The sequence below is a fragment of the Corynebacterium incognita genome (assembly GCF_014217255.1).
In the GTDB taxonomy this organism is placed as follows: domain Bacteria; phylum Actinomycetota; class Actinomycetes; order Mycobacteriales; family Mycobacteriaceae; genus Corynebacterium; species Corynebacterium incognitum.
Genome location: NZ_CP059404.1, coordinates 1,952,929 through 1,977,845, shown reverse-complemented (window position 1 = coordinate 1,977,845; position 24,917 = coordinate 1,952,929). Strand labels below are relative to the sequence as shown.

Sequence of the window (24,917 nt, the reverse complement as noted above, 5' to 3'; positions counted from 1 at the left end):
CATCTTATGGCATGGGCCAATTTACCCCCACACCGCGACCCCTTATTGCGAACGACTTTCAACCCGACACGGGAGAGGTCACCGCGCGCCACAGTCTCGACTTCGCGCCGGCTGAGATGTCCGTAGCCGAAGGCAAGTCAGCCGACTAGCGACGCGTCGCCTACGGCAGCAGCGTTGCCCCTGGAGCCGGGCTCGTGGTCACGATGCCTCGGGTACCGGGGATCTCCACAGTAACCTCGGCTACCACCTCCGCTGCCACGTCCGCATCCGCGCACAGAAACGCGCATGTGGGGCCCGAACCAGATACGATGCCGCGCAGTGCCCCGGCGGCCTCCCCGGCGCGCAGTGTTTTGCGCAGATCCGGGCGCAGCGATAACGCCGGCGCCTGCAAGTCGTTGACCAGTGCCGCCGCCAAGTGGTGCGCATCCCCCGCCGCGACCGCGGTGGCCACGGCGGTGCTGTCGAAAGCAGGCTCCCACTGGTCAGTGTCTGGGTGTAGGCGGTCGAACGTGCCGAAAACCTCCGGCGTGGACAACCCCTTATCCGAGGTAATAATCGCCCAATGGAACGTCCCGCGGGCCAGCATGCGTGTGAGCTTTTCGCCGCGCCCGGTCCCCAAGGCAGTCCCGCCCAGGAGCGTGAAAGGTACGTCCGAACCCAGGTCAGCGGCCAATTCCATGAGCCGCGCCTCATCCACCACAGATTCCCCTACATACTGAGCAAAGAAGTCCGCGGCCAAGCGCAGTGCCGCCGCCGCATCAGCGGAGCCTCCTGCCATTCCGCCCGCAGCGGGGATCCCTTTATGAAGGATGAGCTCTAACTCCACCCCTTGTGCAGTCGGTGCGTCCGTGGCGCGCTCGTCGGAAGACGGGCCAACACTACGTCCTGCATATTCCTGCGCGACCGCCTCGACCGCGCGCCACGCCAAATTGGTGGAGTCTTCCGGCACGCCTGCAGCATAGGGCCCCTGCGCGTGCAAGGAGGCCATGCGCGGGAGCGCGGCGGGCGTAGGGGCCGCAGGAAGCACAGGGGATGCGGCGGGAACAGCACGGAGGGTGACCTCGTCGTAGATATTCAGGGCTTGAAAAACACTAACTAGCTCGTGAAACCCGTCCGAGCGTGCCGCGCCGACGCCGAGCTGCAGATTCACTTTAGCGTGCGCCCGCGCTGTACGGTCATAGACGTAGGCTGCCTTGCCGTTCACGGCCATCACGCGCGCACCTCCACGCCGGCGAGGCGGACGTAGTCGGCCACAGTCAGTTTCTCCCCGCGCTGGGACGGTTCGATACCTGCCGTCCGCAATGCCTCCTCTGCGGCAGCCGCCGAACCAAAATGGCCGGAGAGTGCCGAGCGCAGAGTTTTGCGACGCTGCAAAAACGCGGCGTCGACAAGCGGAAACACGCGGGAGCGGGTGTCGTCATTGATCTCCCACGGAGACGCGCCGGGAGCGAAGCAGTCAATTCGCACTAAACCGGACTCAATCTTGGGAGCGGGCCAAAAAACGTTTTTCCCAATAGCTCCGGCCCGTTTGACGTCGCCGTAAAACGCAGCTTTCACCGAGGGCACACCGTAGATCTTGCTCCCCGGGGACGCAGCGAGGCGATCCGCTACCTCGGCCTGGACCATGACGAGGACCCGGCGGATCGTGGGAAACGTCTTCAGCATGTGCAGGAGGACCGGTACGGAAACGTTGTAGGGCAAGTTTGCTACCAGCGCTGTAGGCGCCGTGGGCATATCCTCCGGCTGGACCTGGAGCGCGTCTTTTTCCACTAGGTGCAACACACCTGCTCGTTCAGGCGCGCGCCATGCCGCAGTGGCAGGCAATTCGGCGGCCAGGCGCTTGTCAATCTCAATAGCAGTGACAGCATCGACGGCCTCCAACAACCCCAGCGTCAAGGAGCCGAGTCCAGGGCCTACCTCCACAACCTTGTCGTCGCGCTCGAGGCCGGCGGCGGCCACGATACGGCGGACGGTGTTCGGATCGTGCAAGAAATTCTGCCCCAGTTTCTTCGTTGGAGTGACATCCAACTTCTCCGCCAGGGCGCGAATCTCCGCGGGGCCGAGCAATTCCACACCGGGCGTATTGGCGCTGTTGTCCATCGTCATAGCTTTCTAGAGTACTAGCTCGCACCAAAAACACCCTGCTTCGCCAACACAGTGTTGTGCCTGCGAAGCAGGGTGTGAGAATATACGGCGCAATGCACGCCGGAGATTCGCGAGAGGTTTTAGCGAATGCCCAGGGAGGCGGTGCAGGCAGGCCACGCGCCCCAGCCCTGTGCGGCCTGAACCTTGGAGGCCACCGCAATCTGCTGCTCGCGGGTAGCCATGTGCGCGGACGGTGCATAAGCGGTGCCACCGAAACCTGCCCAGGTGGACGGGGTGAACTGCAGGCCGCCTGAGAAGCCGTTGCCGGTGTTGATGGACCAGTCGCCGCCGGACTCACACTGCGCCAGGGAGTCCCACACGCCACCGCCGGCCACTGCCGGTGCTGCCGCACCGGTGTTGCCACCCTCGTTGGAGTCATCAGCGGATGCGCCATCGGAGCTGTCTTGGGAGGCCCCGGAAGCATCGGCGTCAGCAGACTCCTCCACCTTCTTGGTGCCGCGGGCGATCTTGGCCGGCTCAGCCTTCTCCAGGACCTTTTCCTTGATGACCTCGTTGGATTCGGTGTGGCGGTTGACCACAACCATCTTGTAGGTCTTCTGGGTCTTGCCAGACTTGCCCTCCTCGAGGACCTTCTCCTCGCCCTCCGGCAATTCCGGATCCTCCACGTAGACCGGGTCCATCTCGGTGGTCTCGGTGGTCTTGTAGACGTGCTCTGCAACCTGAGCGACCTTGATGGTCATGCCCTCAGTGACCGGAGCATCAAGAGACGGGGACACGCGGTCGTTGTCGTCAACGCCCAAGTTGCGCTCCTTGACCACGTCGGCCACGGTCTTGGCCGCGATCTTGGTGTAGGACACCTTGCCGCCGTTGTTGATCTTGACCAGCTTCGGGGTCACCACGTCGAGGTTCATGCCCTCGGTGAGCTTGTCATCGCCCTTTACTTCGCCGTCACCAACGGTGATAGCGGCGCCTTCTTCGGCACCGTCCAGGGAGCTCATGAGGTCGTCGATGGTCAGGGCCGTGGAGGTGACATCCTGGCTCTTGCCATCGATGGTCACGGCGACCTGCTTGGCGGTGCGGACGGTGATGTTCTCGCCGTTGTTCAGCTTCTCGGACGGAGCCGGGTAGACAACGTCATCCTGGCCGACCTCGACGCCTGCTGCTTCCAGTGCACCCTCGACGTCGCCGGAGAAGGTAGCCAGCTCCATTTTCTCACCATTGAGGTCAACGGTGATGTCCTTCTGAGCGCCAGCGGCCACAACACCACCGACCACCAGGGTGCCTAGCACGCCGCCGGTAGCCAGGCGCAGGGGAACGGAGTGGGAACCGTTGAGGCGCTTGAGCTGATTAGAGGTAGACATAGATTCCTCGATCTCTTCTGTTAAAGAACTAACTGTTGGATTTCTCTAGCCCGCGAACCAATGCGGGTTGCACGAGACGACTTTGAATAACGATACGGTAACAGTCCGTGACAGTCCAAGAAAAAACCAAAACGCCTTTCACTGCGTGCGCTGCTTTCACATAGACCACAGCGCATGCCTTTTACCTGCAGAAAGTCCCGGGGGTGACGATCCTCACATAACGTAATTTTGGTGCGGACTGGTGACAGCTTTCAGCTAAGAAAGGCCGTAAACCCTGTCGAAGGTTGCGTTCACAGCCGCGGCCACCGCGGCCACGTCCTCCCCACGTGCCTCGGCCACACACAGGGCGGTATGCCCGATGAGGCTTGGCTCGTTACGTGCGCCACGGAATGGCTCGGGAGTCATGTACGGCGCATCCGTCTCGATGAGGAACTGCCCAGCCGGTGCCAGGGCCGCGGCCTGGCGCATCTCTTCATTGCGCTTAAACGTCACGTTACCGGCAAAGGACAAGACATAACCTCGGTCGAGCGCTTCCTTGGCCACCTCCAGCGGCGAGGAAAAACAGTGCAAGATGGTCTCCTTCGGCGTCGGTGCATCCGCCAGCACCCGCAGGAGATCGGCGTCGGCCTCGCGGTTGTGGATCATCAGTGCCTTACCATGTTCCACGGCCTTATCGATATGCCAGCGCAGCGCTTCTTCCTGTACCTCCAGCGGGGCGGTGTCTTCCGGGGAGTGCTTAATCCAGTAGGTATCCAGGCCTGTCTCCCCCACCGCGACGCAGCGCGGATCGGCGATCATCTCCTCCAGGCGCGCCTTCGCGGCGTCGTCAAGCTCGCCCGCCCGGGTCGGGTGCACGGCACACGCCGCCCACACGCGATCGTTAAAGTGCGCCGCCCGCAACGCCAATTCTGCCTCGTCCACACCGTCGCCCACGGTGCAGATCTTCTCCACCCCGGCCGCCACGGCACGCTCGACAAAGGCGTCCACCTCCGGCTTGTCCACCGCCTTGCACGAGGCCAGATGTGTGTGCGCATCTACGAGGTGCGGAATAGTCTGGGCGGGCACGGGCTGAGGACGGGGCTTCTTATTCGACATGGCTGCCATTATAGGAACCCGCCCGCGAGTAAAGTAGGCGGACATGATTATCCGGAACGCTGAAGCCGCTGACATTCCCGCCATCACCTCCATCTACAACTGGGCGCTGACCGACACCGATCTCTCCCCCGTGCCGGGCCCGGTGACGGAGAAATCCCGCCAGGAATGGTTGGAAGGAATCCAGGCTGACGGCTTCCCCGTGTTCGTCGCCGTAAGCGAGCAGAGCGACGCCGGTGTGGCAGGCTCCACCCCGGGCACAATCCTGGGCTTCGCCGGCTATTCGCAGCTTGCTTTCGATGCCCTGTTCCCCAACACCGTTGAAGACACCATCTACGTCTCCGACGCCGCGCGCGGGATGGGCGTGGGCAATGCCCTGCTGGGTGCCGTGGTCGAGCACGCCCGCGCCAACGACTACGTGCATTCCATCATTTCCTATATCGCGGCCAACAACGAAGCGTCCCTGCGGCTGCACGAAAAGCACGGCTTCGCCATCGCCGGCACCCTGTTCGGCATCGGTGAAAAGCAGGGCAAGAAACTAGATCTCGTCCACCTCCAGCTGCTTCTCGACGGCCCCTCTCACCAGGAGCGCACCGAGGCCTTCCACCGCGCTCGCTCGAGTTCCCGCACTGGCTCCAACTCCAACTGAAACGCGTAGCAGTCAACGGGTTCACGCGCGCGCCGCGGCCTGCAATTCCTCATCCACGGTGATGTTGCGCGCCGCGCGGTAGCCAGTGAACACCATCGCAATATTGAAGGCCATAAGGCAGGCGAACACCGGTGCCCAGGTCCCCCAGGTGGCGTGCACAACCCCCACGAGCAGCGGCCCCAACCCCGCGGCCAAGTATGCCCAGGGCTGTACAAACCCGGACAGGCGCGCGGTGGTCAGCGGACTGCGTGTGCGCCCTGCTAACAATCCCAAGACGAGTGTGAAACACTGACCGCCGATACCCAACAGCACGGCCCACAGCAAAGGCGCGGCCGTGGGGGCGAAGAAGATCCCGCACCACCCCGCCAACGTCAGCAGCGCCAGCGCCACCGGTAGCGGCTGGATGTTGCTGAAGCGGCCGATAGCCCACGGCATGGCCACCCCGCCCAGGATGTTAAACACGCCGATGATGGCCAGTGCCCATGACGCCGTCTCCCGCGGGATCCCGGCGTCCACGAACATTGTGGGCAGCCACCCCATAATCACGTAGGCAGTGGTGGCCTGGAAGCAGAAAAACGCCATGAGCGACACCGCGGTGCCGGACTTCCAGATCGGCACCGCATCAATGGCCTCCGCCGTGGCAGCGGTGTCAATGGCCTCAGCTCCAGTGGGAGCAGCAACGGTATCGGCGGCGGCAGTGCTTTCCGACGTCGTGGAGCCCGGGACGTCACGGCGGGCCCCAGCAACCACCCCCCTCCACACCAGCACTTTGGCGCCGCCCAGCACGGCCCACACGCCCAACGCTGGGCGCCACGCGGGATCCGCAAACCACTGTGCACTCAACGGCCCGACCGCACTCGATATCCCGAGGACGGCGGTATAGAGCATGGTCATCACGGTCAGCTGGCGTGGCAGCGCATGCTCTTTGATCCACGCGGGGAGCACCACGTTGCCTAGAGCGATGCCGGCGGTGACGGCGGTGGTGCCGACGAAAAACACGGGCATGCCTGACGCCATCGCGCGCACGCTGAGGCCAGCAGTAAGCAGCGCGCCGCCCAGCCACAACGTGGGGCTAAGCCCAATGCAGCGCGCCAAAGGCACGGCTCCTAAGCCCATGAGGGCGAACATGAAACCGGGAAGTGCAGTAAGCACACCCGCCGCCGCGGCGCTACCTCCCAGTTCCGTCAGGACGTCGTCAAGCACGGGCGCCAGCGACACGATGCCGGTGCGCAAGTTCAACGACGCCGCAGTGATAGCAACAAGTGCTAGACCCAGCCCGATACGCCGCGTGAGGCGACGCGGTGCTCCTGCCGAACCTGAGACGCCGGCGGCTCCAGTCGTGCTGCTCGTGATGGTTCGCTCCTTCTTAAGCTTCGTTGCCCTGAACGGGCGCCCACTCGGGGCCGGTTTCTGCCAATTCGGGATCCAGCTTGCTGACCAGCGGCTTAGGCTTGGACAACGGGGTGCCTGGCACGGCGTCGATACGCTTCCACACCGCCTGCTGCTGCGTGTAATCACCGGTGATGACGGGGTAGGTCTGCCCCTCCTCCGGTACACCGACGCCGACGACCTCGACAGGGGCGTCGTCCACGACTTCTTCGATGCGCGGGCTGGCCGCCCACTCGCCGTCGCGACCAAGGGTCTCGTGGACCTTTTGCGCCGTGTGTGGCAGGTACGGGGTGAGCATCATATTGCAGTCAGACACTACCTGCAGCGCGGTCCACAACACGGTGGCCAGACGCTCGCGCTGGTCGTCGTCCTTGGCCAGCTTCCACGGCTCCTGCTCCGCGATATAGGCGTTAGCTTCGCCCACCACGTGCATGATGGCGGTAATACCGGCCTTGAACTTGGAATGCTCCAGGTGCTCAGCCACATCGTCGATGGTGCGGGCAGCCAGATCCAGGATCTTCTTGTCCGACTCCTGCAGCTCACCCGGTTGTGGCACTTCCTTGAAGTTCTTGTGTGCCATGGACACCGTGCGATTGACCAGATTGCCCCAGCCGTTGGCCAGCTCGTTGTTGATGCGGCGCACGAACTCGTCCCACGTAAAGTCGGAGTCGGTGTTCTCCGGTCCCGCGACGGCGATGAAGTAGCGCAGGGCATCCGGACCGAAGTCCTTGAGGAAGTCCTTGACGTAGATGACCACGCCCTTCGATGAGGAGAACTTGGAGCCGGACATGGTGAGGAACTCAGAGGAGACCACCTCGGTGGGCAGGTTGAGCTCGCCTAAGGAACCTGCCTCGCCGCCCTGTGCGCCCTTGCCTGCGTAGCCTAAAAGCTCGCCCGGCCAAATCTGGGAGTGGAAGGTGATGTTGTCCTTCCCCATGAAGTAGTAGCTCAGCGCCTCCGGGTTGGTCCACCACTTCTTCCACGCCTCGGGCTCGCCGGTACGGTAGGCCCACTCGATGGAGGAAGACAGGTAGCCCACCACGGCGTCGAACCACACGTAGAGCTTCTTGGCGCCGTTGGTCTCCCAGCCCTCGACGGGGATGGGTACGCCCCAGTCTATGTCGCGGCTCATGGCGCGCGGGCGGAGATCCTCAAGGAGGTTGAGGGAGAACTTCAAGACGTTAGGACGCCAATCCTGGCGCTCCTTGAGCCACTCCTCCAGCGCACCGGCCAAGGCGGGGAGATCCAGCAGGAAGTGCTCGGTTTCCCGGAATTCCGGGGTCTCGCCGTTAACCTTGGACACTGGATCGATGAGGTCGATCGGGTCCAACTGGTTGCCGCAGTTATCACACTGATCACCGCGGGCACCGCCAGCACCACAGATGGGGCAGGTGCCCTCGATATAGCGATCCGGCAAGGTACGGCCCGTCGACGGCGACACGGCGCCCTTCGTGGTCTCCTTAATCATGTAGCCGTTGTCGTACAGCCCCTTGAACAGCTCCTGCACCACGGCGTAGTGATTACGCGTGGTGGTGCGGGTAAACAGGTCATAAGACAGGCCAAGGCCTGCCAGATCTTCCACGATCTGCCGGTTGTAGCGGTCCGCCAGCTCCTTGACGGTCACGCCTTCTTTCTCAGCCTGCACGAGCAACGGGGTGCCGTGCTCGTCCGTGCCGGAAATCATCAGTACGTCGCGCCCCCGCATTCGCTGGAAACGGGCGAAAACGTCCGAAGGAACACCGAAACCCGCCACATGTCCAATGTGGCGGGGTCCGTTTGCGTAAGGCCATGCGACGGCAACAAGTACTGGCAAAGTCATGGGGCCTAGTTTATCGTGACGCGCCTACAAGGCACAGTCGAGGGGGCTGTTTCCCCGCGACCATCCCCGGCGCACTGCGCGCTATTTGGCCTTCTTGGCGGCCTTCTTAGCATCCTTCAAAGACTCGCGGTACTCACGCTGCGCACGCTGTGCCTTATTGGTGCGGATCTGGCGCATGCGCTCCTCGCGGATGAGGCGGCGCTCGCGGGCCAGCTTGCGACCGAAGATCTGCTGCTCGCGGATGTCCTGGTAGATGACATCGTTGCGTAGGTCCTTGACGATGGCGAACATCAAGGCAACCAGAATGATCAGGAACGGCGACGCTGCAACGATAGTGACGTTCTGCAGGTTAGACAGCGCATCCTCGTTAGCCAGCAGCAAGGTAATGCCCACCAGCGCCGTGAGAACTCCCCACGATGCAGACAGCCAAGGCTTTGCATTGACACTGCCGTTCTGCGACATTGACCCCATCACTGTGGACGCAGAGTCCGCAGAGGTGATGAAGAACGTGCCCAGGAGAATCATCGCAACAATACCCGCGACGAAGCCACCAGGCAGCGTGTGCAACAGGTTGAACAACTGACTTTCAGCGCTGCCATCGCCCCAGATCGACTGACCGGTCTGCTCGAAGTGAATAGCGGTGCCGCCAAAGATGGCAAACCATACGGTTGACACACCGGCCGGGATGAGCATGACGCCAACACAGAACTCACGGATGGAGCGGCCACGGGAAATACGCGCCAGGAACATACCGACGAACGGCGACCAGGAGATCCACCATGCCCAGTAGAAGATAGTCCAGGAACCCAGCCACTCACCGGCGGTGCCGTTGGCATATTCGGCGGTACGGCCGATCATCTCAGTGAACTGGTCCAGGTAGGCGCCCACCGAACCCGGAATGAGGTTCAGGATGTTGATCGTCGGGCCCAGGACGAACACGAAGATGGCCAGGATCGCAGCCAACACCATGTTCGCGTTAGAGATGTACTGAATACCCTTGCCCACGCCGGACATGGCGGACAGCACAAACGCCAGGGTCAGGACGGACACGATGCCCACCAAGAGCATGTCGCTGGTGTCTTCCACGAGCCCAGATGCTTTCAGACCGGAGCTGATCTGCAGCGCACCCAAGCCCAGGGAGCAAGCGGTACCGAAGACGGTGGCGAAAATCGCGAGGATGTCAATGATCTTGCCGACCCAGCCGTCGGCGGCCTCCTTACCGATCAATGGCACGAAGGCCGAGGACAACAGCTGCTTACGGCCGATGCGGAAGGTGGAGTACGCGATGGCCAGGCCCACGATGGCATAAACCGCCCACGGGTGCAGCGTCCAGTGGAACATTGCGGATGCCATCGCGGCGGAAACTTCATTGGGCTCATGCCCGGGCACACCATTTCGGTAGAACGTCAATGGCTCCGAGGCACCGTAGAACATTAGGCCGATGCCCATACCAGCGGCGAACATCATGGCGATCCAGGACGTGGTTTTGAACTCGGGTTCCTCGTCCATGGCGCCTAATTTGATGGTGCCAAACCGCGAGACCGCGATGGCGAGTACGAAGGCGACGAATACCGTGCCAAACAGGACGAAGGCCCACCCGACGTTGTTGACGACAAAGCCCAGCGCATCTTCAGAGAAGGTAGCAAAGCTTTCCGACGCCCCCAAGCCCCACGCCACGATGCCGGCGATGAGGATCGCGGTAGGGATAACGATGCCCCAGTCGATTTTCAGATTTCGCGAATCCGCGATGAGATCCACTTCCTCCGAAACGTGGAGCTTGTTGGGATCAATCTCCACGTCGCTATCCAGGATGTACGCCAGCTGTTCCGTCGCGGACTGCTGTTCTAATTCTTCCGTCGCCAAAACTTGCTGCGTGTCGTCCTGTGCACCTTGGTTCGCTACTACTTCTTCACTACTGCCGTCACTGTGCGGTGCTCTACTCTTCGAATTCTCTACTTCTGACTGATCCATACTCTCTACTTTGGGAAAAACTTCCCGCGCTGGCAAACCATACGGCCGTTATCTTTGCCAACGCACTACCAATCCGCATGCACGAATTTCTCGGGTTGCTGGTAATGGCCTGTCAACCTTGCATCGTCGAGATGCTGTCAAAATACGGGCACCACCTGCCCGCTTACCGCGCGCCGTTGCACGCTCTGCACATGCGTACACAGGTAAACATTAACAACACTGACCATCAGCCGTAACAATTAGATAACAAACGTAATAACGTTCCGCTTCTGTCAGCACTCGCCTAGTTTTTGACCGCCCTAGGCCCGGGCCGCCACCACGGCGTCGTAAAGCTCGCGCACCGAGACCGTGGTCCCCTTCGCCGCCTCCTTACAGGCCGGTTTGAGCTTCATCCCGCCTTCCACAAGCTCGTTCACGCGCGGAATCAAATCTGCGGCACTCATCGCACCGTCGACAGCCGCAGCGCCATCCAACACCACGCTGATCTCGCCACGCGCGTTGCCCTCCTCCGCCCACTCAGCAAGCTCCTGGAGGCTACCGCGCTTTATTTCCTCATAGGTCTTGGTCAACTCTCGGCAGACCGCACCCCGGCGTGTGGGGCCCAGTAACTCCGCGGCGACGGCAAGGGTGTCGGCGATGCGGTGCGGTGATTCAAAGAACACCACAGCTCGGGATTCCTGGCGTAGTGATTCCAGCCAGGCCTTCTTCTGTCCAGGTTTGCGCGGTGCGAAACCATCAAAAATGAAGTGCCCAACGCCCAGCCCCGACAGCGCCAGCGCGGTCGTCACCGCGGAAGGCCCCGGCAAACAGGTCACGGGAACCCCCTGCTCGAGCGCCGCGACCACCACGACGTGTCCGGGATCGGAGACCACCGGCATTCCGGCGTCAGTCACCACCAGTACTGTTCCGCGACGCGCGGCATCGAGCAGCCCCTCTACACGTGCCTGCTCGTTGTGGTCGAAATTGGAGACGACCTTGGCGGTCACTTCTACCCCTAAGGCGCTTGCCAAGGCCTTCATGCGGCGCGTGTCCTCCGCGGCGATAACGTCGGCTGTGGCCAGGGCATGCACGAGTCGGGCGCTGGCATCACCGATATTTCCCAGTGGCGTCGCTGCCATCACCACCCCGCGCGGCAACGGCTCGAGATCGAGGGCTGCGAATACGTCACCCAGGCCTGTGCCGACCTTCGGGTCACGTCCTGCGTCGCGCCGTGCGCCACGCCCCGCGACGTCTCGATTTCCCACGCCGATTTCTACACCACTCATGGTCTCCAGCATGGCACAGGTGTATCGCAGTAAGCAGGTGTGGCCTAGAATAATGCGCGTGACTGCCTTAACCACAAAGTTTCACTCGCCCTCGGGCCGCCGCGCCTCCCGACACTCGACTCAACAGCGCCCCGTCCCGCCGCGGCCGCTGACGGTCCCGTGGTCGCGCGCCGACACCGTCTCTACCGTGGTCATCGCGGTATTGGCCCTGATCACCCGCTACGCTGGGCTCACCTTACCGGTGTCCAAGGGCACCCCCATCTTCGATGAGAAGCACTACGTACCCCAGGCCTGGGACATGGTGCGTAGCTGGGACAACCTCTTCATCGGCGGCATCGAATCCAACCCCGGTTACGGGCTGGTGGTGCACCCGCCTTTAGGTAAACAGATCCTCGCACTGTCTGAGGCAATGTTCGGCTATACGCCGCTAGGTTGGCGCTTCCTCACCGCCGCCTTCGGCGTGGGTGTTGTCCTCCTAGTAATGAACATGGCGCGCACCATTTCGCAATCCTGGCAGGTAGCCACTTTCGCCGGGCTCATCGCAGTATTTGACGGTGTGCTGCTGGTCTCTTCGAAATTCGGACTGCTCGATATCTTCCAGGTCTTCTTCATTGTTGGCGCTGCCTGGGCCTTGGTTAATGACCACGGCCAGATGCGCGCGCGTATTCATGAGGCATTCCACTCCGGCAACATGGGCACCTCCGAGTTTGGGCCGCGTTTTGGTTTCCGGTGGTGGCGTTTTACCGCCGGTGTCTTTCTTGGTTTGGCACTCGCTGTGAAGTGGACGGGCCTGTACTACATCGCGTTCTTCGGCCTGATGTCAGTGTTCGGGGATTTGGCTTTGCGACGTCGCTACGGTGTCAAGCGCTACATCACCGGCACCCTCCTGCGCGACACCCCGGCCGCCCTGGCCTCACTAGTCGTGGTTCCCATCGCCCTGTACGTATGGTCCTGGCGCGCCTGGTTCGCTTCAGAGACCTCCGTGTACCGCCACGCTAAAACCGACGGCACCATCGCCGACGGCTCCTGGTTGCAGCTTCTGCCGGAAGCGGTGGCCGGATGGTTCCACTATCACTGGTCGGTCCTTCAGTTCCACACTGAGCTCACGACCTCCGGCGGGCACTCCCACCCCTGGGATTCCAAGCCGTGGGCGTGGTTGGTCAGTGCCCGCCCGATCCTCTACTACTCCTCCACCGGGCTGGAGTGCGGCGAAGGGGGCGCGGCGACGTGCCGTCGGATGCTCTATCTCTTCGGCACCCCGGCGGTGTGGTGGCTCATCGTCCCGGCCATCGTCTGGGCACTGTGGTGCCTGTTCATCCGCAAGGATCGTCGCTTCCTCGTGCCGGTGGTGGGCTTCGCCGCGGGCTTCCTGCCATGGCTGGCAAATTTCGACCGCCAGATGTATTTCTTCTACGCCACGGCGCTCATTCCATTCGTCATCGTGATTTACGCACTGGCATTAGGGCGACTCGTCGGTCACGGGCCCGTGGTCAAGAACAAGGCTGTCACGGCGTTAGCGCGACGCCCCATTACTTGGGGAACGTTTGCTGCCATCGCTTACCTGGCGCTGGTTATCGCCATGTTCTGCTATTTCTCCCCTATTTTGTACGGCTATACCGTCAGCGATGCCTGGTACAAGTCGCTCATGTGGCTGCCCAGCTGGTCTTAACCTCCAGCCCGCGGCGCTTCAACTAAGAGCGAGTCTACGGAGCGCGTACCGGCCTTAGGAGCCGAGAGCCCGCCAAGCACCGGGGATGCTGAACCCGCGCTCGGCGGCCCACATCGCGACGAGCGCCACGGCACTCACACCGGTGGCCCCCAGGAAGTACAGCTGAGCCGCAGCAGCTTGTCCCAACGCGATGTCACGCACCGCGAAGCCAAGGCTGAAGACGAACATCGTCCCCATCACTGCCAGGAGGCTCACCGCGGCAGGAGGGCGATACGCCACGAAACCCAGACCAGCCGCCAAACCCAACCGCACCGCGGCAGCCTCCACGAGCGCAGCGGCCTGCTCGGGGCGTGCGTCAGGGCTGAGAACCTTTTCCCCCGCACCATCGGTGTCCACGAATTGCGGTACAGCCGAGGAATCCACCAGCAGCGCCACTGCCCAGGCTAAAAACAGCAACGCCAGAAGCACGAGGCCTACCCGCGAAACCGCGATGCCGCGGGCACGGGCACTCGCGGCCCGCCGCCACTGGGGCTCGACACCCGCCAGAATGACGTCCGAGAGATTCTCCGGCGGCGCCATTCCGTCTCCGCTGGATTCGGGAAACAGTGCGACTCCGCTCAACGCCACCAACTGTTCTTGGAAAGCGGCGCACTGCGCGCATTCGGCGACGTGGGCGTCTACGGCGTCATCGGGCATTCCGGTTTTCTCGCCGTCAACGCGTGCCGACAGCGCGGTCTGCACCTGCTCATGGCTCAACACGGGCCAACACCTCATCTAGGCTGGCACGGCCAGCTCCAAAGACCACGATCATGAGCAGCGCCACCGCGAGGACCATGGTGTATTCCAACCCGCCCTGAGCAACGAAGAACCCTTGAGACAGGTGCACAAAGTACAGCGCCATTACGGCGAGCAACGCCAACAGACCGGCGATAAGGGTCGTGAGTAACCCGACTGCCAACATCGCACCGCCGAGCATCTCGCCAATCGCGGCAATATACGCTGACAGCTGCGGCTGCGGCACGCCCCACGCCCCGAACTGGCGCGCGGTATCAGTGATTCCGGTGAGGAACATCTTGTCCACCCCGTGCGCGATAAACACAACGCCGAGACAGATACGCAGCAGCAATAAGGCGGCATCACGAACGGCGGGTCTATCCATGGGCAATACACTACCTTGTAGCGCGCATCCACCGCGAAAGGACAAACCTTCTCCTCGCTATGCTTGTCCTATCCGATAAGACGGAACGGCACAGAAAGGAATAGTGCCTTGACTCTTGGCGTCAATGAGATTGTGGTACATGCGACCATCACTACCCCGGTGGGGCTTCTCGACGTCGCGGCCACCGAGCGTGGCATCAGCCACGTGCGCTTCGTGGTCACGGGGTCCGGAGAGCCTGAAGATGCCGGCGAAAGGCACGCACCATCTTCCGCTGAAGAGCAGGCAGCGCGAGCTCACTTAGCCCACGGCGTCCGAGAGCTCGGAGCCTACTTCGATGGCGAGCTCAAAGATTTCTCCGTACCGCTGGACTATAACTTTCCTTCTTCCTTTCGCGGCCGCGCGCAGGCCGCGTTGACCCGTATCCCCTACGGCGCAACGTGCACGTACAAGGATCTCGCGGCGGCAGCGGAGAGCCCCAAAGCGGTGCGCGCCGCAGGTGGGGCATGCGCGCATAACCCGCTACCCATTTTTATCCCCTGCCACCGCGTGCTCCCCTCCACCGGCGGTTACGGCTTCTATATCGGCGGCCCGGAAGCGAAACGTTGGCTCGTAGAGTGGGAAAAGAATCATCCCTCGCCACATTCTTCAGGCGGGGAACCGCAGCTATCGTTCAGGCAGTCTAACCAGCCATGACTAACGCAACGAACACCCCCAACTACAGCTACGATAGCTACCCAGAATTCCCGGAATACCAGGAGAACATCATGTCTTTCGCCGCCCCCGGAAGTGAGGACCCCACCACGGGGCTCATCGTTGGTCCAGACGGGCATCTGCGCCCGCCGTGGGCAGCTCAATCACCGGATTTGCAGGAGTACTACGACTCGGAATGGGGCGTGCCCGTTCACGGCGAGGCCGCCATGTTTGAGCGCTTGTGCCTTGAGGGCTTTCAAGCGGGGCTGTCGTGGCGCCTGATTTTGAAACGCCGACCACTTTTGAGGGAAGCCTTCGCGGGCTTTGACCCCGACGTCATCGCTGAATGGGACGAGGCAGAAGTGGAACGCCTGCTCGCGGCTCCGGGAATGATCCGGAATCGGCGAAAGATAGCAGCCGTACTCAACAATGCGCGGGCCACGGTGGCATTACGCGACGATGCGCAGGATCGCGGCCCGCTGGACACACTCATCTGGTCCTACCAACCAGACTTCGCTCCAGAGATTAATCACGTCGCGGATATCCCGTCGACGTCGCCGGAGGCCGCTGCCTTGTCGAAGGAACTCAAGGCGCTGGGATTCAAGTTCGTAGGCCCCACCACGATGTTTGCACTTTTTGAGGCGACGGGAATCGTGGACACCCACGTGCCGGGAGCCTTCCGCGCCCCGCACTTCGCGCGGCCGGAATAGCAGCGCACCTCGGTCTAGCTCACGCGCCGCTCGGAAAGCTCGTCGCGCAGCTGGCGGCGATTGACGATGCCGAATTCTTCGTGGTCGTCCTCAGCATCGAGGTAGGTCACCGGGAGGTGGTGGAAATCTACCGATTCGTCGTCGGTCTCCACAACCACAGCGCCTGGGCGTCGCAGCTTGCGCGGAATAGCCAGCTCTTCGTCCTGCGCATTGCGGACGCCCAGGCGGGCACGGCGCAACTGGTAAATGCGGCGGGCACGCAGCTGCTGCTCCTGGCGCACCTGGGTGCGCAACGCCACAAGGTAAGCCACGGTGATAACGGCGGCCACAGCGACGACCGCCCACATCCAGCCGCCCAGGATGATGCCCAGCGCGACAAACAAGACATCGGCTACCGCCAGCCCGATGAGGGTGCGCTGGCGACGCTGGTAGCGGTCCGCCGAGTTGCGCTGATCCGCCACTGGGTCCCAACCGCCGCGGCCGCGACGCTTTTCCGCGAAGGCGATTTCGTCCTCGGTCAGCTCGTTAGACTCAGACATCGCACTGACTGCAGTCGACCGCGCGGCATCATCCTGAGCCTCGGGTTCCTGTGCCTCAGCGTCGTGTGGCTCTTCAGCGTCGGCAGCAACACCAGATCCATCGGCCTGCCCGGCAAGGTCGGACTCGCGATCAGATACGCCCGGGTACATCAGATCAACCGGTGAAGTAAAGGTTTCATCCAGAGCGTAGGCATCTGCGGCGGGCGCGAGGCGCGGAGCCATCGCTTCGAACTCCGCGCCACCAGCGCGCTGCCCCTGGTTTTTCTCGTCATGGGTGGTGGTGCCGTCGGTGTCCTGAGCTTCCCCAGTAGAAACCTGCGCCTCCTGGGCACCCGCGACCGTGGCATCATCAGCATCCGCTGCAGCGTGCCCATCGGCGGCGTCCGCCTCTTCACCCTCCGCAACGAGCTCACCGTCAACGATGTCCGCACCGTTGGATGTCTTGGCATGACCGGAGCGGGCTGCCTCAGCAGGATCGCCATCTTCTGTGATCAGCTCGTAGTCGTCGTCCACGTCGGCGTAGCCATCGTGACCGCTGGTCACAGGAACCGCCGCGGCGAGCTCTAGATCCGCAGCATCATCATGGCGGTGAATATCCTCCGCACTCACCTTCGGACGCGGAGCAACCGGCACGGCACCCGAGTCGCCTTCAAACAGCACGCGGGTCTCGTCATAAGCCTCGCCAGAGCGACGAATTGGCCGCTGGCCACGCAGCAAAATGGGAGCCAGCACAAAAAGCCACACCACGATGATGAGGACAATGGTTACGCCTGGTGACACGGAGATAAACCTTCTTAAAAACTCGGAGGCAAGTTCTTACTTATGTCACCTAAGAGTAGCGACGATTCAATGGCCGCACCGGCCACGCCACGCTACGCAACAGCAAAATCCAGCGAACCCGCAGAAACCCGGACTTAGTCCACAGCTCGGCCGGCCGCGCGCAACCGGCCCACGCATGTGGTCGGGAAGTCGTCGCGGTTCAGCGCCATGAGGTGGTGGTCTTCCCAGCGGCCATTGATATGTAAATTGCGCCGCAGGTAGCCCTCCTCGCGGAAACCGTTGGTCTTCAACACGGCACCGGATGCCGGGTTGGACGGCATATATGTTGCGGTCACGCGGTGTAGTCCCACGCGGGCGAAGGCGTGGTCTACGCCGAGGGCACACGCGGCCGTCGCTACGCCGCCGCCCATAAACATCGAGTGCACCCAGTAGCCCACCCAGCACTCGCGAACACCACCGTGCTGAATGTTGCCCAGCGTGACCTGGCCAGCGAACTCGCCGTCCACGTCGATGACGAAGGGAACCACGCTCCCCTCCTGGGCCGCGCGACGAATAAAGCTGAAATGCTGCCGCCACGATGGCGCAGAGTGGGTTTCTTCCCAGCCGCCGTGAGGCGTGGGTTCCACGGGACGCAGCCACGACTCGTCGATAAGGCGGGTGGCTCGCCACGCTTCCCCGTCGCTGTGCATGAGCGGTCGGAGCCGCAGCCGTGCTCCGCGCCTGAAGGTCGTGGAAGGCGGGAGGATGACCTGCGGGGTCGCCTCGGGCCAACCGGGATGAACCGGATGCTTGTCCCCGGTGGCCGCGGAATTCGTCTTTCGCTGGGCGAGGCCGAAGTAGTTAAACATGTCTGTGGCAGTGCCTTTGGTGGTCGGTCGGAACTCGCTCGAACAATTCCTGCTCTGCTGCGAAGGTCTAGGACGCCCCAGGCGAGAGGAACATGACGTCGACGATGTCACCGGGGCGGACGTTGGTGACGTCCTCAGGAATGCGAATCATGGCATTAGCCTCCGCAAGCCCTGCGAGCAGGTGCGCTGGGGCGCCGGCCGCGCCACTCAGGCCCTCTACCAGGTAGTCCGAGGTTTCCGCGTCGCGCATGAGCCGTGCGCGGATATAGCCGCGACGGCCCGGGCGGGAATCGATGTGGTTGAGCGCACGGGCGCGCACCACCTTCCGGAAGGGCTGCCGTTTGCCCAAAGAGATACGGATCAAAGGTCGCACGAAGACCTCGAAGATTACCAAGGCTGAGACCGGGTTCGACGGCAACAGGAAGGTCGGCACGCGTTCGTCGCCGAGTAAGCCGAAGCCCTGCACCGAGCCCGGATGCGTGGCCACGCGGGAGGAGTCCACCTCGCCCAGGGAATCCACGATGTCACGCATAACCTGCGCGCCCTCGCCGCCCACGGCGCCCGAAATGATGAGAACTTCACTGCGCGCCAAGTGAACTTCGAGAGTTTCCTTGATCCGGCGGGGCTCACCCTCCGCGATGCCAACGCGGGTGACGTCGGCGCCCGCTTCCTTCGCTGCCGCCGCCAACGAGTAGGAATTGACGTCGAAGACCTGCCCGAGGCCCGGCTCGCGGTCAACGTCCACTAGTTCCGCGCCGAAGGACACGATGGTGACTCGGGGACGCGGGTATACCAGCACTTTGTCGCGTCCCACCGCAGCCAACAGGCCGATCTGGGCTGGTCCTAACACGGTGCCGGAGGTCACCGCGACGTCACCAGGCTGGATATCGTCGCCGACACGGCGCACGAAATCACCGGAGCGTACTGGTCGCTGCGCTACCACTCGCTTGCGGCCGCGATCGGTCCACTCGAGAGGCAGCACGGCGTCGGCAAGCGTCGGCAACGGTGCGCCGGTGTGGACCCGCACAGCCTGGCGAGGCTGCAGACGCAGAGGCTGCCGGGAGCCCGCCGGAACCTCACCGACGACGGGAAGGGAGCGTTCGCCAGGTTCCTCCGCGCGTGACGCCCGCGAGGATGCCGCGTCCCGGCCCTCGTCTCCTTCGTTGTCCGTCTGCGTGGCGCTGGGGCGGCGGCGCAGACCGCGCTCGCCACCGACGTCCACAGCACGGACGGCGTAGCCGTCGATGGCAGCTTGCGGGAAACCCGGGAGCGGCTGGTTGGCCTGCACTTCCTCGGCGCACATGAGGCCCAAGGCATTGGCGATGGCGATGCGAACAGGCTCCGGCCTGACAGCGGCGTCAGTGATAAATGCCAACTGTTCGTCAACGGAACGCATGTCTTTCCCGCACCTTTCTTCTTACCTTGTGAGAAGCCTTGTTAGAAGTTTGTTTTTCTTGCCTCAGTGCTTTCCCCGGACCGCGACGCTTTAGACGTCGGCGTCGGCGGAAATTCCATGGCTGGCCTCGTAGTCGGCCATGATCTTCTTGATCTGCTTGTACAGCGCCGGGCCGTACTTCGGGTGTTGCAGACCAAAGTCTACGTTGGCGGGGATATATCCACCGGGATTACCCAGATCGTGACGCTTACCCTTATGCACCACCACATGCACTGGGTGGCCTTCCTGGATCATGAGCTCGATGGCGTCGGTGAGCTGCAGTTCGCCGCCCTTGCCTGGGGTGATGCGTCGCAGCGCATCGAAGACCTTGCGGTCGAGCAGGTAGCGGCCGGTGGCCACAAGAGTGGAGGGGGCGTCTTCGGGTTCCGGCTTCTCCACCATGCCCACCACCTTCTTCACTTCGTCGGCGGGCAGGCCGGCGACGGCCTCAGCATCGGCAATATCAAAGACGCCGTAGTTAAAAGTTTCCTCGCGGGAGACCTCGAAGGCGCACAGCACAGAGCCGCCGAGTTCCGCGCGCACCGCGGCCATCTTGGCCATGACGTCTGCGGGCATCACGATGTCGTCGGGAAGCATGACAGCAAAGGCTTCTTCGTCATCATCCAGCACCTGCTCCGCCAGGCCCACGGCATGCCCCAGGCCGAGGGGCTTGTCCTGCTCCACGGCGATGGGGTGAATGAGCCCGTTGGCGCGCGCCACCTTTTCCGCCTGCTCGTCCTTGCCCCGCTCCTTCAGGATGGAGATAAGCTCAGGGAACTGCTCAAAGTGGCGCATGATTTCCTGCTTGTCCGGGGCGGTGATGACGGCGAGGCGCTCCGCCCCGACATCGGAAGCCTCCGCGGCAATTAACTCAATGCCAGGAGTGTCGACCACCGGAAGCAGCTCTTTGGGCACCGTCTTGGTGGCGGGCAGGAAGCGGGTTCCCATTCCGGCCGCGGGGACAACGACGGTACGCACCCCATGCGCGGGGGCCTGCTCTGGTTTTTCCATACCGGAAACCTTACCTGTTCACCCTGCGGTCTCCGTGTAGCGCTACACCTTTTGTTGCGGCCCGCGGTGGGGTGATGCAGTCCACCGCCGTACCCCACTGCCTTCTCGACATAGAATTGCAGTATGCAAGCACCCCATAACCAGCATTCCCCCATCGCCGCAGCCAAGAAGGAGACGCGCCGCCGACTCTTTGCCCGGCGCCGAGGATTGCTTGCCGACGATCGCGCGCTCTACAACGCTGCGCTGCGCACTCACCTCGTGCGCTTTCTCGAGGATCAGGAAGCCCGCACGGTGGCGGCCTATTCCCCGCTTGGCTCGGAGCCGGGTGGTCCAGAGCTGGTCTCCGTACTTGCGGAGTCGGGGTTAGAAGTCTGGCTTCCCGTCTCCCTGCCCGACGGCGAGTTGGAGTGGGCACTTTTTACCGGCACAGACGATATGGATGATGGCGCGCTGGGTATTTCGGAACCTATTGGGGCGCGTCGCGGGAATGAGCTCCTGCAAGAATGCGACGTAATAGTCGTGCCGGCGCTGGCAGCAAATGCTGCGGGTGTTCGTCTGGGCAAGGGTGGCGGATACTACGACCGGGCCCTGGCCACCGCCCCGTCCACGACCCGCATAGTTGTGCTTTATGACCACGAGCTCGGCGTAAACCTCCCGGTGGAAAAACACGACGTCGCTACCGGCTGGGCAGTGACTCCCTCGGGCGTACACGCCTTTCCTTGAGGCAAGGAGGGAACCGTTCGCCCGAGCGCACCAGTCCAATGAGGCATGGCCCAGACTTCTCCTCCACGCTCAGCCGCGCTGGCCGCGCTCACCCGTCCCGGGCATCGACGAATCGTCGCCCTGCGCTATTTCTTGGCGGCGGTTCTGACGCTATGCGCCGGCGTCATCGCCCTTCAATCCGCCACCGAGCACCCGCACGTGGTGGTCTTTACCCGCGACGTCCCCGCGGGTACGGAGCTAAGCGCCGGTGATGTGGAACTGCGTCGCGTCCCCGAATCGTTCGTGCCACCTCAGGCGTTGACCACCATTGAAGGTGTAGAAGGGGCGGTCACAGTCGCGGCCGCGGGTGCCGGGGAAATCGTGACGCCGAGCCGCACTCTGGCCCCGGACCTCGCGCACGCGCTGGTGACCAACACCATAGCGGGCGAAGATTCCCCCTCCGCTCATAGTTCCGCACGTCTCGTGCCGATTTCTCTCGCGAACGCCGACATTATTCCGCTTCTTCATCACGGTGATACGGTGGACGTGCTCAGTCACGAATCCGAGGTAAAAGAAGACGCCTCCTCCCCGCCGGATGCCGCGGTCATTGCTGCTGGTGGAAAGGTAATTACCACGCACCTCAAGGCAAAAAATGCCGGTTCCCGCTCCCCTGCCACCATCCTGTTAGCGCTAGATCGCGAGGCCGCCCATCGAGTGGCCTCCGCCTCCCTGACTAGACCGCTCACCGTCGTGATCACCGGCGATCGTGCCAGCGTCTCCACAGGCGCCAGAGCCTTTTGACTCTCCCGCTGAGGACTCGGCGTGCGGAGGGGGTGGCACGACCGCCATGGGCGTACTAAGGTGTACGCATCACCTAGTTGTGCCATTAGGTCTATTTCTTCCCACCCTACGAAAGGTTTATGTCCATGAAGGGCTTCAAAGAATTCATCATGCGCGGCAACGTCATCGAGCTGGCGGTCGCCGTCATCATCGGTGGTGCTTTCACCGCAATCGTCACCGCAGTGACCGACAACCTCATCAACCCGCTGATTGCTTCCTTCGGTTCCACCGAGGTAGGCGGCCTGGGCTTCCTGCTGCGCGAAGGCAACGACGCGACCTTCATGGACTTCGGCGCCATCATCACCGCAGCCCTCAACTTCCTCATCATCGCAGCGGTCGTGTACTTCCTCATCGTTGCACCGATGAACAAGCTGAACGACGCCCACAAGCGCCGCCAGGGCATCGACCCTGACGCTGTCGAGCCAACCGAGACCGAGCTGCTCATCGAGATCCGCGACCTGCTGCAGGCAGAGCGTGGCAACACCACCGAGACCGGCGCCAACAACCCGCGTATCTAGTTCTCACAACTCAAGGCCTGCTTCTTCCCCAATCGTTTGAGGAAGAAGCAGGCCTTTCGTGTTTTATGTGCAGCTGAGCTCCGACTCCTTAGCCGTGGTGTGGCGGAACCTGTTCACGGTAAAATTCTTCGGCATTGGCGGGCTCGTCGGTGACTGCGTCATCATCAACGGGAACGACGCGCTCGCCGTCGGCGTCAAACGCCGACACGAAGTCAGGACGGTCAGCCTTCCGGTCATAATCTGGGGTGCGCGAAGGCTTGAATGCGCGCCTCTTCTTTGACATATGGTTTTCGCCTCGGTATCGGGGGACGTGTTCTCAGGGGATGTTCTACACGCTATAGCGCTGAAGCTGGTCTACCAGGTGGTGCACTAGCGGAATGACGGTGGCCATGCCGTCGCGCAGCGCGGCGCGCGAGGAAGCCAGGTTAACAATGACGGTGGAGCCGGACACGCCGGCGACACCGCGAGACGTGCCGGCGTCGACCGCGCCGCAGGCCAGACCCGAGGAGCACACTGCTTGGGCGATGCCGGGTACGCGCATGTCTAGTACCGCTTCGGTAGCCTCCGGAGTGCGATCGCGTGGGCCCACGCCTGTACCGCCAACGGTCAGCACCAAGTCCACGCCGCCCACCACGGCCGTCTCGATGGCCTGGCGGATCTTCGATTTCTTGGACTTCACCGTGACCGCGGCGTCAACCTGAAAGTTCCCCTCCAGCAGCAGCTCGGTGACCAGACGGTTCGCCTCCTCCGCGAAGCTTTCCGGGTGGTCGGTCACCAACACCACAAGGGCGCGGCGCTGCGGAGCGAGGTTATCCTCCTGCTCACTGGCGATGAGGAAGGCATCATCTGGTTCGGCGATATCGCCTAGACGCGAGGCGGTATCTTGCTGAGCGTTTGGCAGCGTCGTGGGGGTTTCCATCGCAGTATTACTCATCTTTCTGTCGTGTCCACCTTCGCGGGTTCGTGTCTAGTAACTTACTCGCCTGACAGCGTTACCTCTACCTGGCGAGTGTCTTCTCCTTCGCCAGAGGCCACTTCAAGGGTCACCGTCGCCCCGAACTCTTGGGTGCGGGTCGCCGCAATGAGTGAGTCCGCGCCGTCGATGATGCGGTCATCCAGCTTGGTGATGATGTCGCCTTCTTTCATTCCCGCTTTCTCCGCTGGGCTGCCGGGTTCCACGCGCACGACGAGCGCGCCGGTGGAGGCGGGGTCGCGGGCGTCCACCTGTACGCCCAGCATGGGCTGGGTGGCCTTACCCTCATTAATAAGTTGGTCAGCTACGCGCTTGGCGAACTTTGAGGGAATGGCGAAGCCCAAGCCAATGGAGCCACCTTCCTGTCGCGACGACAACGAAGCGATTACCGAGTTCATCCCCACCAGGTTGCCGTGCATGTCCACGAGCGGACCACCTGAATTACCGGGGTTGACCGCAGCGTCTGTCTGGATCGCGTCGATGAGCGAAGATTGCCCGCCGCCTTGTGCTGCCCGTACTGGGCGGTCCAACGCGGAGACAATGCCGCTCGTGACGGTCGCATTAAGGCCCAGCGGTGAGCCGATAGCGACCACGGACTGCCCCACCGCAAGGGAATCAGAATCCCCGAATTCAAGCGACGGCAAACCCGAAACGTCGTGAATCTTAATAACGCCAACATCAGTATTGACATCCGACGCAACAAACTCCGCCATGCGCTGACTTCCGTCATTCATAGTGACCTGAATCTGCCCGTCCTTGCCACCCTCGATCACGTGGTGGTTGGTCAGCACATAGCCGTCCTCGGAGATGATCGAGCCGGAGCCTTCGGCAACTCCCTGGGAGTTCGCCACCTTGATGGAGACCACTGCGGGCAAGACCTTGGACGCGACTGCCTCTACGGAGCCGTCGCTGTTTTTGTTATGCGCTGTGCTTTGCAGTGGCTTCTGCAGCGCCTCGTTGACGGTGGCGGTCGAGTTACTGCCCCGGTCACCGAGCGCCAACGCAGTAATGGTTCCGGTGGCTACGGAGCCGGCGAGCATAAGAGCCAGCGCAGTCATTAACCCTACGGACTTCTTCCCTGCCCCTTGTCCGCTTGGCGACGCCTCGGGCGCCATCTGCTGCCCCCAGAGGTCGCCGCCCTGTGGTGCTTGCCCCTGCTGGAATTGTCCCTGCGACGCGTGCCCGGCGTAGGGATTTGTGTTGCCGTACACCGGCGCCTGACTGCGCGTCGGAGTATTCGAGGCATCTCCTCCGTAGCGTGGCTGGTTCCACCCTTGGGACGAGGTTTCGGCCCCTTTCGGAGAAGGCTGGTGAGGATTCTCCGGCCGAGGCGACGGATTATTGTCTTCGTAATTCATAGGACTATTGTGCATCATACTTCTGGATGATGT

Annotated in this window: 24 protein-coding genes; 7 read left to right on the top strand and 17 right to left on the bottom strand. The window is 62.5% G+C overall.

The genetic code is table 11. The features are described from left to right. Positions 1 to 160: 160 nt before the first annotated feature. The 4 genes from H0194_RS09215 to H0194_RS09200 form a co-directional block, all read right to left on the bottom strand. Positions 161 to 1,210: a 4-(cytidine 5'-diphospho)-2-C-methyl-D-erythritol kinase gene (locus tag H0194_RS09215; protein ID WP_185175599.1), complete on the bottom strand. Its 1,050-nt coding sequence runs from the start codon at positions 1,208 to 1,210 to the stop codon at positions 161 to 163. Continuing rightward, entirely contained in the window at positions 1,210 to 2,100 is an 891-nt protein-coding gene (rsmA, locus tag H0194_RS09210) for a 16S rRNA (adenine(1518)-N(6)/adenine(1519)-N(6))-dimethyltransferase RsmA (protein WP_185176976.1), read from the bottom strand. Before rsmA ends, H0194_RS09215 begins: the two co-directional genes overlap by 1 nt. 125 nt (positions 2,101 to 2,225) lie before the next feature. Then, on the bottom strand, positions 2,226 to 3,467 hold the full coding sequence (locus H0194_RS09205; RefSeq protein WP_185175598.1) for a resuscitation-promoting factor: 1,242 nt from the start codon (positions 3,465 to 3,467) through the stop codon (positions 2,226 to 2,228). Positions 3,468 to 3,722: 255 nt separating this feature from the next. Continuing rightward, positions 3,723 to 4,562: a TatD family hydrolase gene (locus tag H0194_RS09200; RefSeq protein WP_185175597.1), complete on the bottom strand. Its 840-nt coding sequence runs from the start codon at positions 4,560 to 4,562 to the stop codon at positions 3,723 to 3,725. A gap of 43 nt (positions 4,563 to 4,605) precedes the next feature. Here H0194_RS09200 and H0194_RS09195 point away from each other — a divergent pair, with 43 nt between their 5' ends. After that, the gene (locus H0194_RS09195) at positions 4,606 to 5,208 is read left to right on the top strand and encodes a GNAT family N-acetyltransferase (protein WP_185175596.1); all 603 of its coding nucleotides are present in this window, start codon (positions 4,606 to 4,608) and stop codon (positions 5,206 to 5,208) included. A 21-nt stretch (positions 5,209 to 5,229) separates the two neighbouring features. On the opposite strand, the gene H0194_RS09190 is transcribed toward H0194_RS09195, so the two are convergent. The 4 genes from H0194_RS09190 to rsmI form a co-directional block, all read right to left on the bottom strand. Further along, positions 5,230 to 6,447, bottom strand: coding sequence for an MFS transporter (locus H0194_RS09190; RefSeq protein ID WP_185175595.1), 1,218 nt, complete (start codon positions 6,445 to 6,447; stop codon positions 5,230 to 5,232). A 127-nt stretch (positions 6,448 to 6,574) separates the two neighbouring features. Beyond that, entirely contained in the window at positions 6,575 to 8,416 is a 1,842-nt protein-coding gene (gene metG / locus H0194_RS09185) for a methionine--tRNA ligase (protein WP_185175594.1), read from the bottom strand. A gap of 81 nt (positions 8,417 to 8,497) precedes the next feature. Continuing rightward, positions 8,498 to 10,387 (bottom strand): BCCT family transporter, encoded by a 1,890-nt coding sequence (locus H0194_RS09180; protein ID WP_185175593.1) that lies wholly within the window; start codon positions 10,385 to 10,387, stop codon positions 8,498 to 8,500. Positions 10,388 to 10,686: 299 nt separating this feature from the next. Continuing rightward, the gene (gene rsmI / locus H0194_RS09175; protein WP_246389173.1) at positions 10,687 to 11,505 is read right to left on the bottom strand and encodes a 16S rRNA (cytidine(1402)-2'-O)-methyltransferase; all 819 of its coding nucleotides are present in this window, start codon (positions 11,503 to 11,505) and stop codon (positions 10,687 to 10,689) included. A 199-nt stretch (positions 11,506 to 11,704) separates the two neighbouring features. On the opposite strand from rsmI, the gene H0194_RS09170 reads away from it, so the two are divergent. Beyond that, positions 11,705 to 13,321 (top strand): dolichyl-phosphate-mannose--protein mannosyltransferase, encoded by a 1,617-nt coding sequence (locus H0194_RS09170; protein WP_185175591.1) that lies wholly within the window; start codon positions 11,705 to 11,707, stop codon positions 13,319 to 13,321. 54 nt (positions 13,322 to 13,375) lie between these two features. Here the strand turns inward: H0194_RS09170 and H0194_RS09165 are convergent, their stop codons facing one another. Further along, positions 13,376 to 14,080 (bottom strand): zf-HC2 domain-containing protein, encoded by a 705-nt coding sequence (locus H0194_RS09165; RefSeq protein WP_185175590.1) that lies wholly within the window; start codon positions 14,078 to 14,080, stop codon positions 13,376 to 13,378. After that, the gene (locus tag H0194_RS09160; RefSeq protein WP_185175589.1) at positions 14,067 to 14,480 is read right to left on the bottom strand and encodes a DoxX family protein; all 414 of its coding nucleotides are present in this window, start codon (positions 14,478 to 14,480) and stop codon (positions 14,067 to 14,069) included. Before H0194_RS09160 ends, H0194_RS09165 begins: the two co-directional genes overlap by 14 nt. 108 nt (positions 14,481 to 14,588) lie before the next feature. On the opposite strand from H0194_RS09160, the gene H0194_RS09155 reads away from it, so the two are divergent. Together H0194_RS09155 and H0194_RS09150 are read left to right on the top strand one after the other, a co-directional pair. Beyond that, the gene (locus H0194_RS09155; protein ID WP_246388885.1) at positions 14,589 to 15,173 is read left to right on the top strand and encodes a methylated-DNA--[protein]-cysteine S-methyltransferase; all 585 of its coding nucleotides are present in this window, start codon (positions 14,589 to 14,591) and stop codon (positions 15,171 to 15,173) included. Further along, complete coding sequence (locus H0194_RS09150) at positions 15,170 to 15,880, top strand: DNA-3-methyladenine glycosylase I (protein ID WP_343061286.1); 711 nt, start codon at positions 15,170 to 15,172, stop codon at positions 15,878 to 15,880. The genes H0194_RS09155 and H0194_RS09150 overlap by 4 nt, the downstream gene beginning before the upstream one ends. Before the next feature lie 14 nt (positions 15,881 to 15,894). On the opposite strand, the gene sepX is transcribed toward H0194_RS09150, so the two are convergent. The 4 genes from sepX to H0194_RS09130 all read right to left on the bottom strand — a co-directional run bounded on the left by sepX (position 15,895) and on the right by H0194_RS09130 (position 20,493). Then, on the bottom strand, positions 15,895 to 17,199 hold the full coding sequence (gene sepX / locus H0194_RS09145; RefSeq protein ID WP_185175588.1) for a divisome protein SepX/GlpR: 1,305 nt from the start codon (positions 17,197 to 17,199) through the stop codon (positions 15,895 to 15,897). Between the two features lie 134 nt (positions 17,200 to 17,333). Beyond that, positions 17,334 to 18,047: a GNAT family N-acetyltransferase gene (locus H0194_RS09140; RefSeq protein ID WP_185175587.1), complete on the bottom strand. Its 714-nt coding sequence runs from the start codon at positions 18,045 to 18,047 to the stop codon at positions 17,334 to 17,336. A 67-nt stretch (positions 18,048 to 18,114) separates the two neighbouring features. Further along, a complete protein-coding gene (glp, locus tag H0194_RS09135) occupies positions 18,115 to 19,443 on the bottom strand; it encodes a molybdotransferase-like divisome protein Glp (RefSeq protein WP_185175586.1) in 1,329 nt (442 codons plus the stop codon). Between the two features lie 90 nt (positions 19,444 to 19,533). After that, entirely contained in the window at positions 19,534 to 20,493 is a 960-nt protein-coding gene (locus H0194_RS09130; protein ID WP_185175585.1) for a UTP--glucose-1-phosphate uridylyltransferase, read from the bottom strand. Between the two features lie 123 nt (positions 20,494 to 20,616). Here H0194_RS09130 and H0194_RS09125 point away from each other — a divergent pair, with 123 nt between their 5' ends. The 3 genes from H0194_RS09125 (at position 20,617) to mscL (ending at position 22,553) form a co-directional block, all read left to right on the top strand. Then, positions 20,617 to 21,216 carry a 5-formyltetrahydrofolate cyclo-ligase gene (locus H0194_RS09125; RefSeq protein WP_185175584.1) on the top strand — a complete coding sequence of 200 codons (600 nt, stop codon included), beginning with the start codon at positions 20,617 to 20,619 and terminating at the stop codon, positions 21,214 to 21,216. 45 nt (positions 21,217 to 21,261) lie between these two features. Beyond that, complete coding sequence (locus H0194_RS09120; RefSeq protein WP_185175583.1) at positions 21,262 to 21,996, top strand: SAF domain-containing protein; 735 nt, start codon at positions 21,262 to 21,264, stop codon at positions 21,994 to 21,996. A gap of 125 nt (positions 21,997 to 22,121) precedes the next feature. Then, positions 22,122 to 22,553: a large conductance mechanosensitive channel protein MscL gene (gene mscL, locus H0194_RS09115; RefSeq protein ID WP_185175582.1), complete on the top strand. Its 432-nt coding sequence runs from the start codon at positions 22,122 to 22,124 to the stop codon at positions 22,551 to 22,553. A gap of 88 nt (positions 22,554 to 22,641) precedes the next feature. On the opposite strand, the gene H0194_RS09110 is transcribed toward mscL, so the two are convergent. The 3 genes from H0194_RS09110 to H0194_RS09100 are packed head-to-tail and all read right to left on the bottom strand — an operon-like array spanning position 22,642 to position 24,884. Continuing rightward, positions 22,642 to 22,836 (bottom strand): hypothetical protein, encoded by a 195-nt coding sequence (locus H0194_RS09110; protein WP_185175581.1) that lies wholly within the window; start codon positions 22,834 to 22,836, stop codon positions 22,642 to 22,644. Positions 22,837 to 22,881: 45 nt separating this feature from the next. Further along, positions 22,882 to 23,472 (bottom strand): MogA/MoaB family molybdenum cofactor biosynthesis protein, encoded by a 591-nt coding sequence (locus H0194_RS09105; RefSeq protein ID WP_246389169.1) that lies wholly within the window; start codon positions 23,470 to 23,472, stop codon positions 22,882 to 22,884. Positions 23,473 to 23,528: 56 nt separating this feature from the next. Next, entirely contained in the window at positions 23,529 to 24,884 is a 1,356-nt protein-coding gene (locus H0194_RS09100; RefSeq protein ID WP_185175579.1) for a S1C family serine protease, read from the bottom strand. Positions 24,885 to 24,917: the final 33 nt, after the last annotated feature.

What these genes read in the sequence shown, in the direction of transcription:
- H0194_RS09215 (WP_185175599.1), bottom strand. Translation starts at nt 1,210, where the DNA reads ATGGCCGTGAACGGCAAGGCAGCCTACGTCTATGACCGTACAGCGCGG.
- rsmA (WP_185176976.1), bottom strand. Translation starts at nt 2,100, where the DNA reads ATGGACAACAGCGCCAATACGCCCGGTGTGGAATTGCTCGGCCCCGCG.
- H0194_RS09205 (WP_185175598.1), bottom strand. Translation starts at nt 3,467, where the DNA reads ATGTCTACCTCTAATCAGCTCAAGCGCCTCAACGGTTCCCACTCCGTT.
- H0194_RS09200 (WP_185175597.1), bottom strand. Translation starts at nt 4,562, where the DNA reads ATGTCGAATAAGAAGCCCCGTCCTCAGCCCGTGCCCGCCCAGACTATT.
- H0194_RS09195 (WP_185175596.1), top strand. Translation starts at nt 4,606, where the DNA reads ATGATTATCCGGAACGCTGAAGCCGCTGACATTCCCGCCATCACCTCC.
- metG (WP_185175594.1), bottom strand. Translation starts at nt 8,416, where the DNA reads ATGACTTTGCCAGTACTTGTTGCCGTCGCATGGCCTTACGCAAACGGA.
- H0194_RS09180 (WP_185175593.1), bottom strand. Translation starts at nt 10,387, where the DNA reads ATGGATCAGTCAGAAGTAGAGAATTCGAAGAGTAGAGCACCGCACAGT.
- rsmI (WP_246389173.1), bottom strand. Translation starts at nt 11,505, where the DNA reads ATGGCAGCGACGCCACTGGGAAATATCGGTGATGCCAGCGCCCGACTC.
- H0194_RS09170 (WP_185175591.1), top strand. Translation starts at nt 11,705, where the DNA reads ATGCGCGTGACTGCCTTAACCACAAAGTTTCACTCGCCCTCGGGCCGC.
- H0194_RS09160 (WP_185175589.1), bottom strand. Translation starts at nt 14,480, where the DNA reads ATGGATAGACCCGCCGTTCGTGATGCCGCCTTATTGCTGCTGCGTATC.
- H0194_RS09150 (WP_343061286.1), top strand. Translation starts at nt 15,170, where the DNA reads ATGACTAACGCAACGAACACCCCCAACTACAGCTACGATAGCTACCCA.
- H0194_RS09140 (WP_185175587.1), bottom strand. Translation starts at nt 18,047, where the DNA reads ATGTTTAACTACTTCGGCCTCGCCCAGCGAAAGACGAATTCCGCGGCC.
- glp (WP_185175586.1), bottom strand. Translation starts at nt 19,443, where the DNA reads ATGCGTTCCGTTGACGAACAGTTGGCATTTATCACTGACGCCGCTGTC.
- H0194_RS09130 (WP_185175585.1), bottom strand. Translation starts at nt 20,493, where the DNA reads ATGGAAAAACCAGAGCAGGCCCCCGCGCATGGGGTGCGTACCGTCGTT.
- H0194_RS09125 (WP_185175584.1), top strand. Translation starts at nt 20,617, where the DNA reads ATGCAAGCACCCCATAACCAGCATTCCCCCATCGCCGCAGCCAAGAAG.
- H0194_RS09120 (WP_185175583.1), top strand. Translation starts at nt 21,262, where the DNA reads ATGGCCCAGACTTCTCCTCCACGCTCAGCCGCGCTGGCCGCGCTCACC.
- mscL (WP_185175582.1), top strand. Translation starts at nt 22,122, where the DNA reads ATGAAGGGCTTCAAAGAATTCATCATGCGCGGCAACGTCATCGAGCTG.
- H0194_RS09110 (WP_185175581.1), bottom strand. Translation starts at nt 22,836, where the DNA reads ATGTCAAAGAAGAGGCGCGCATTCAAGCCTTCGCGCACCCCAGATTAT.
- H0194_RS09105 (WP_246389169.1), bottom strand. Translation starts at nt 23,472, where the DNA reads ATGGAAACCCCCACGACGCTGCCAAACGCTCAGCAAGATACCGCCTCG.
- H0194_RS09100 (WP_185175579.1), bottom strand. Translation starts at nt 24,884, where the DNA reads ATGAATTACGAAGACAATAATCCGTCGCCTCGGCCGGAGAATCCTCAC.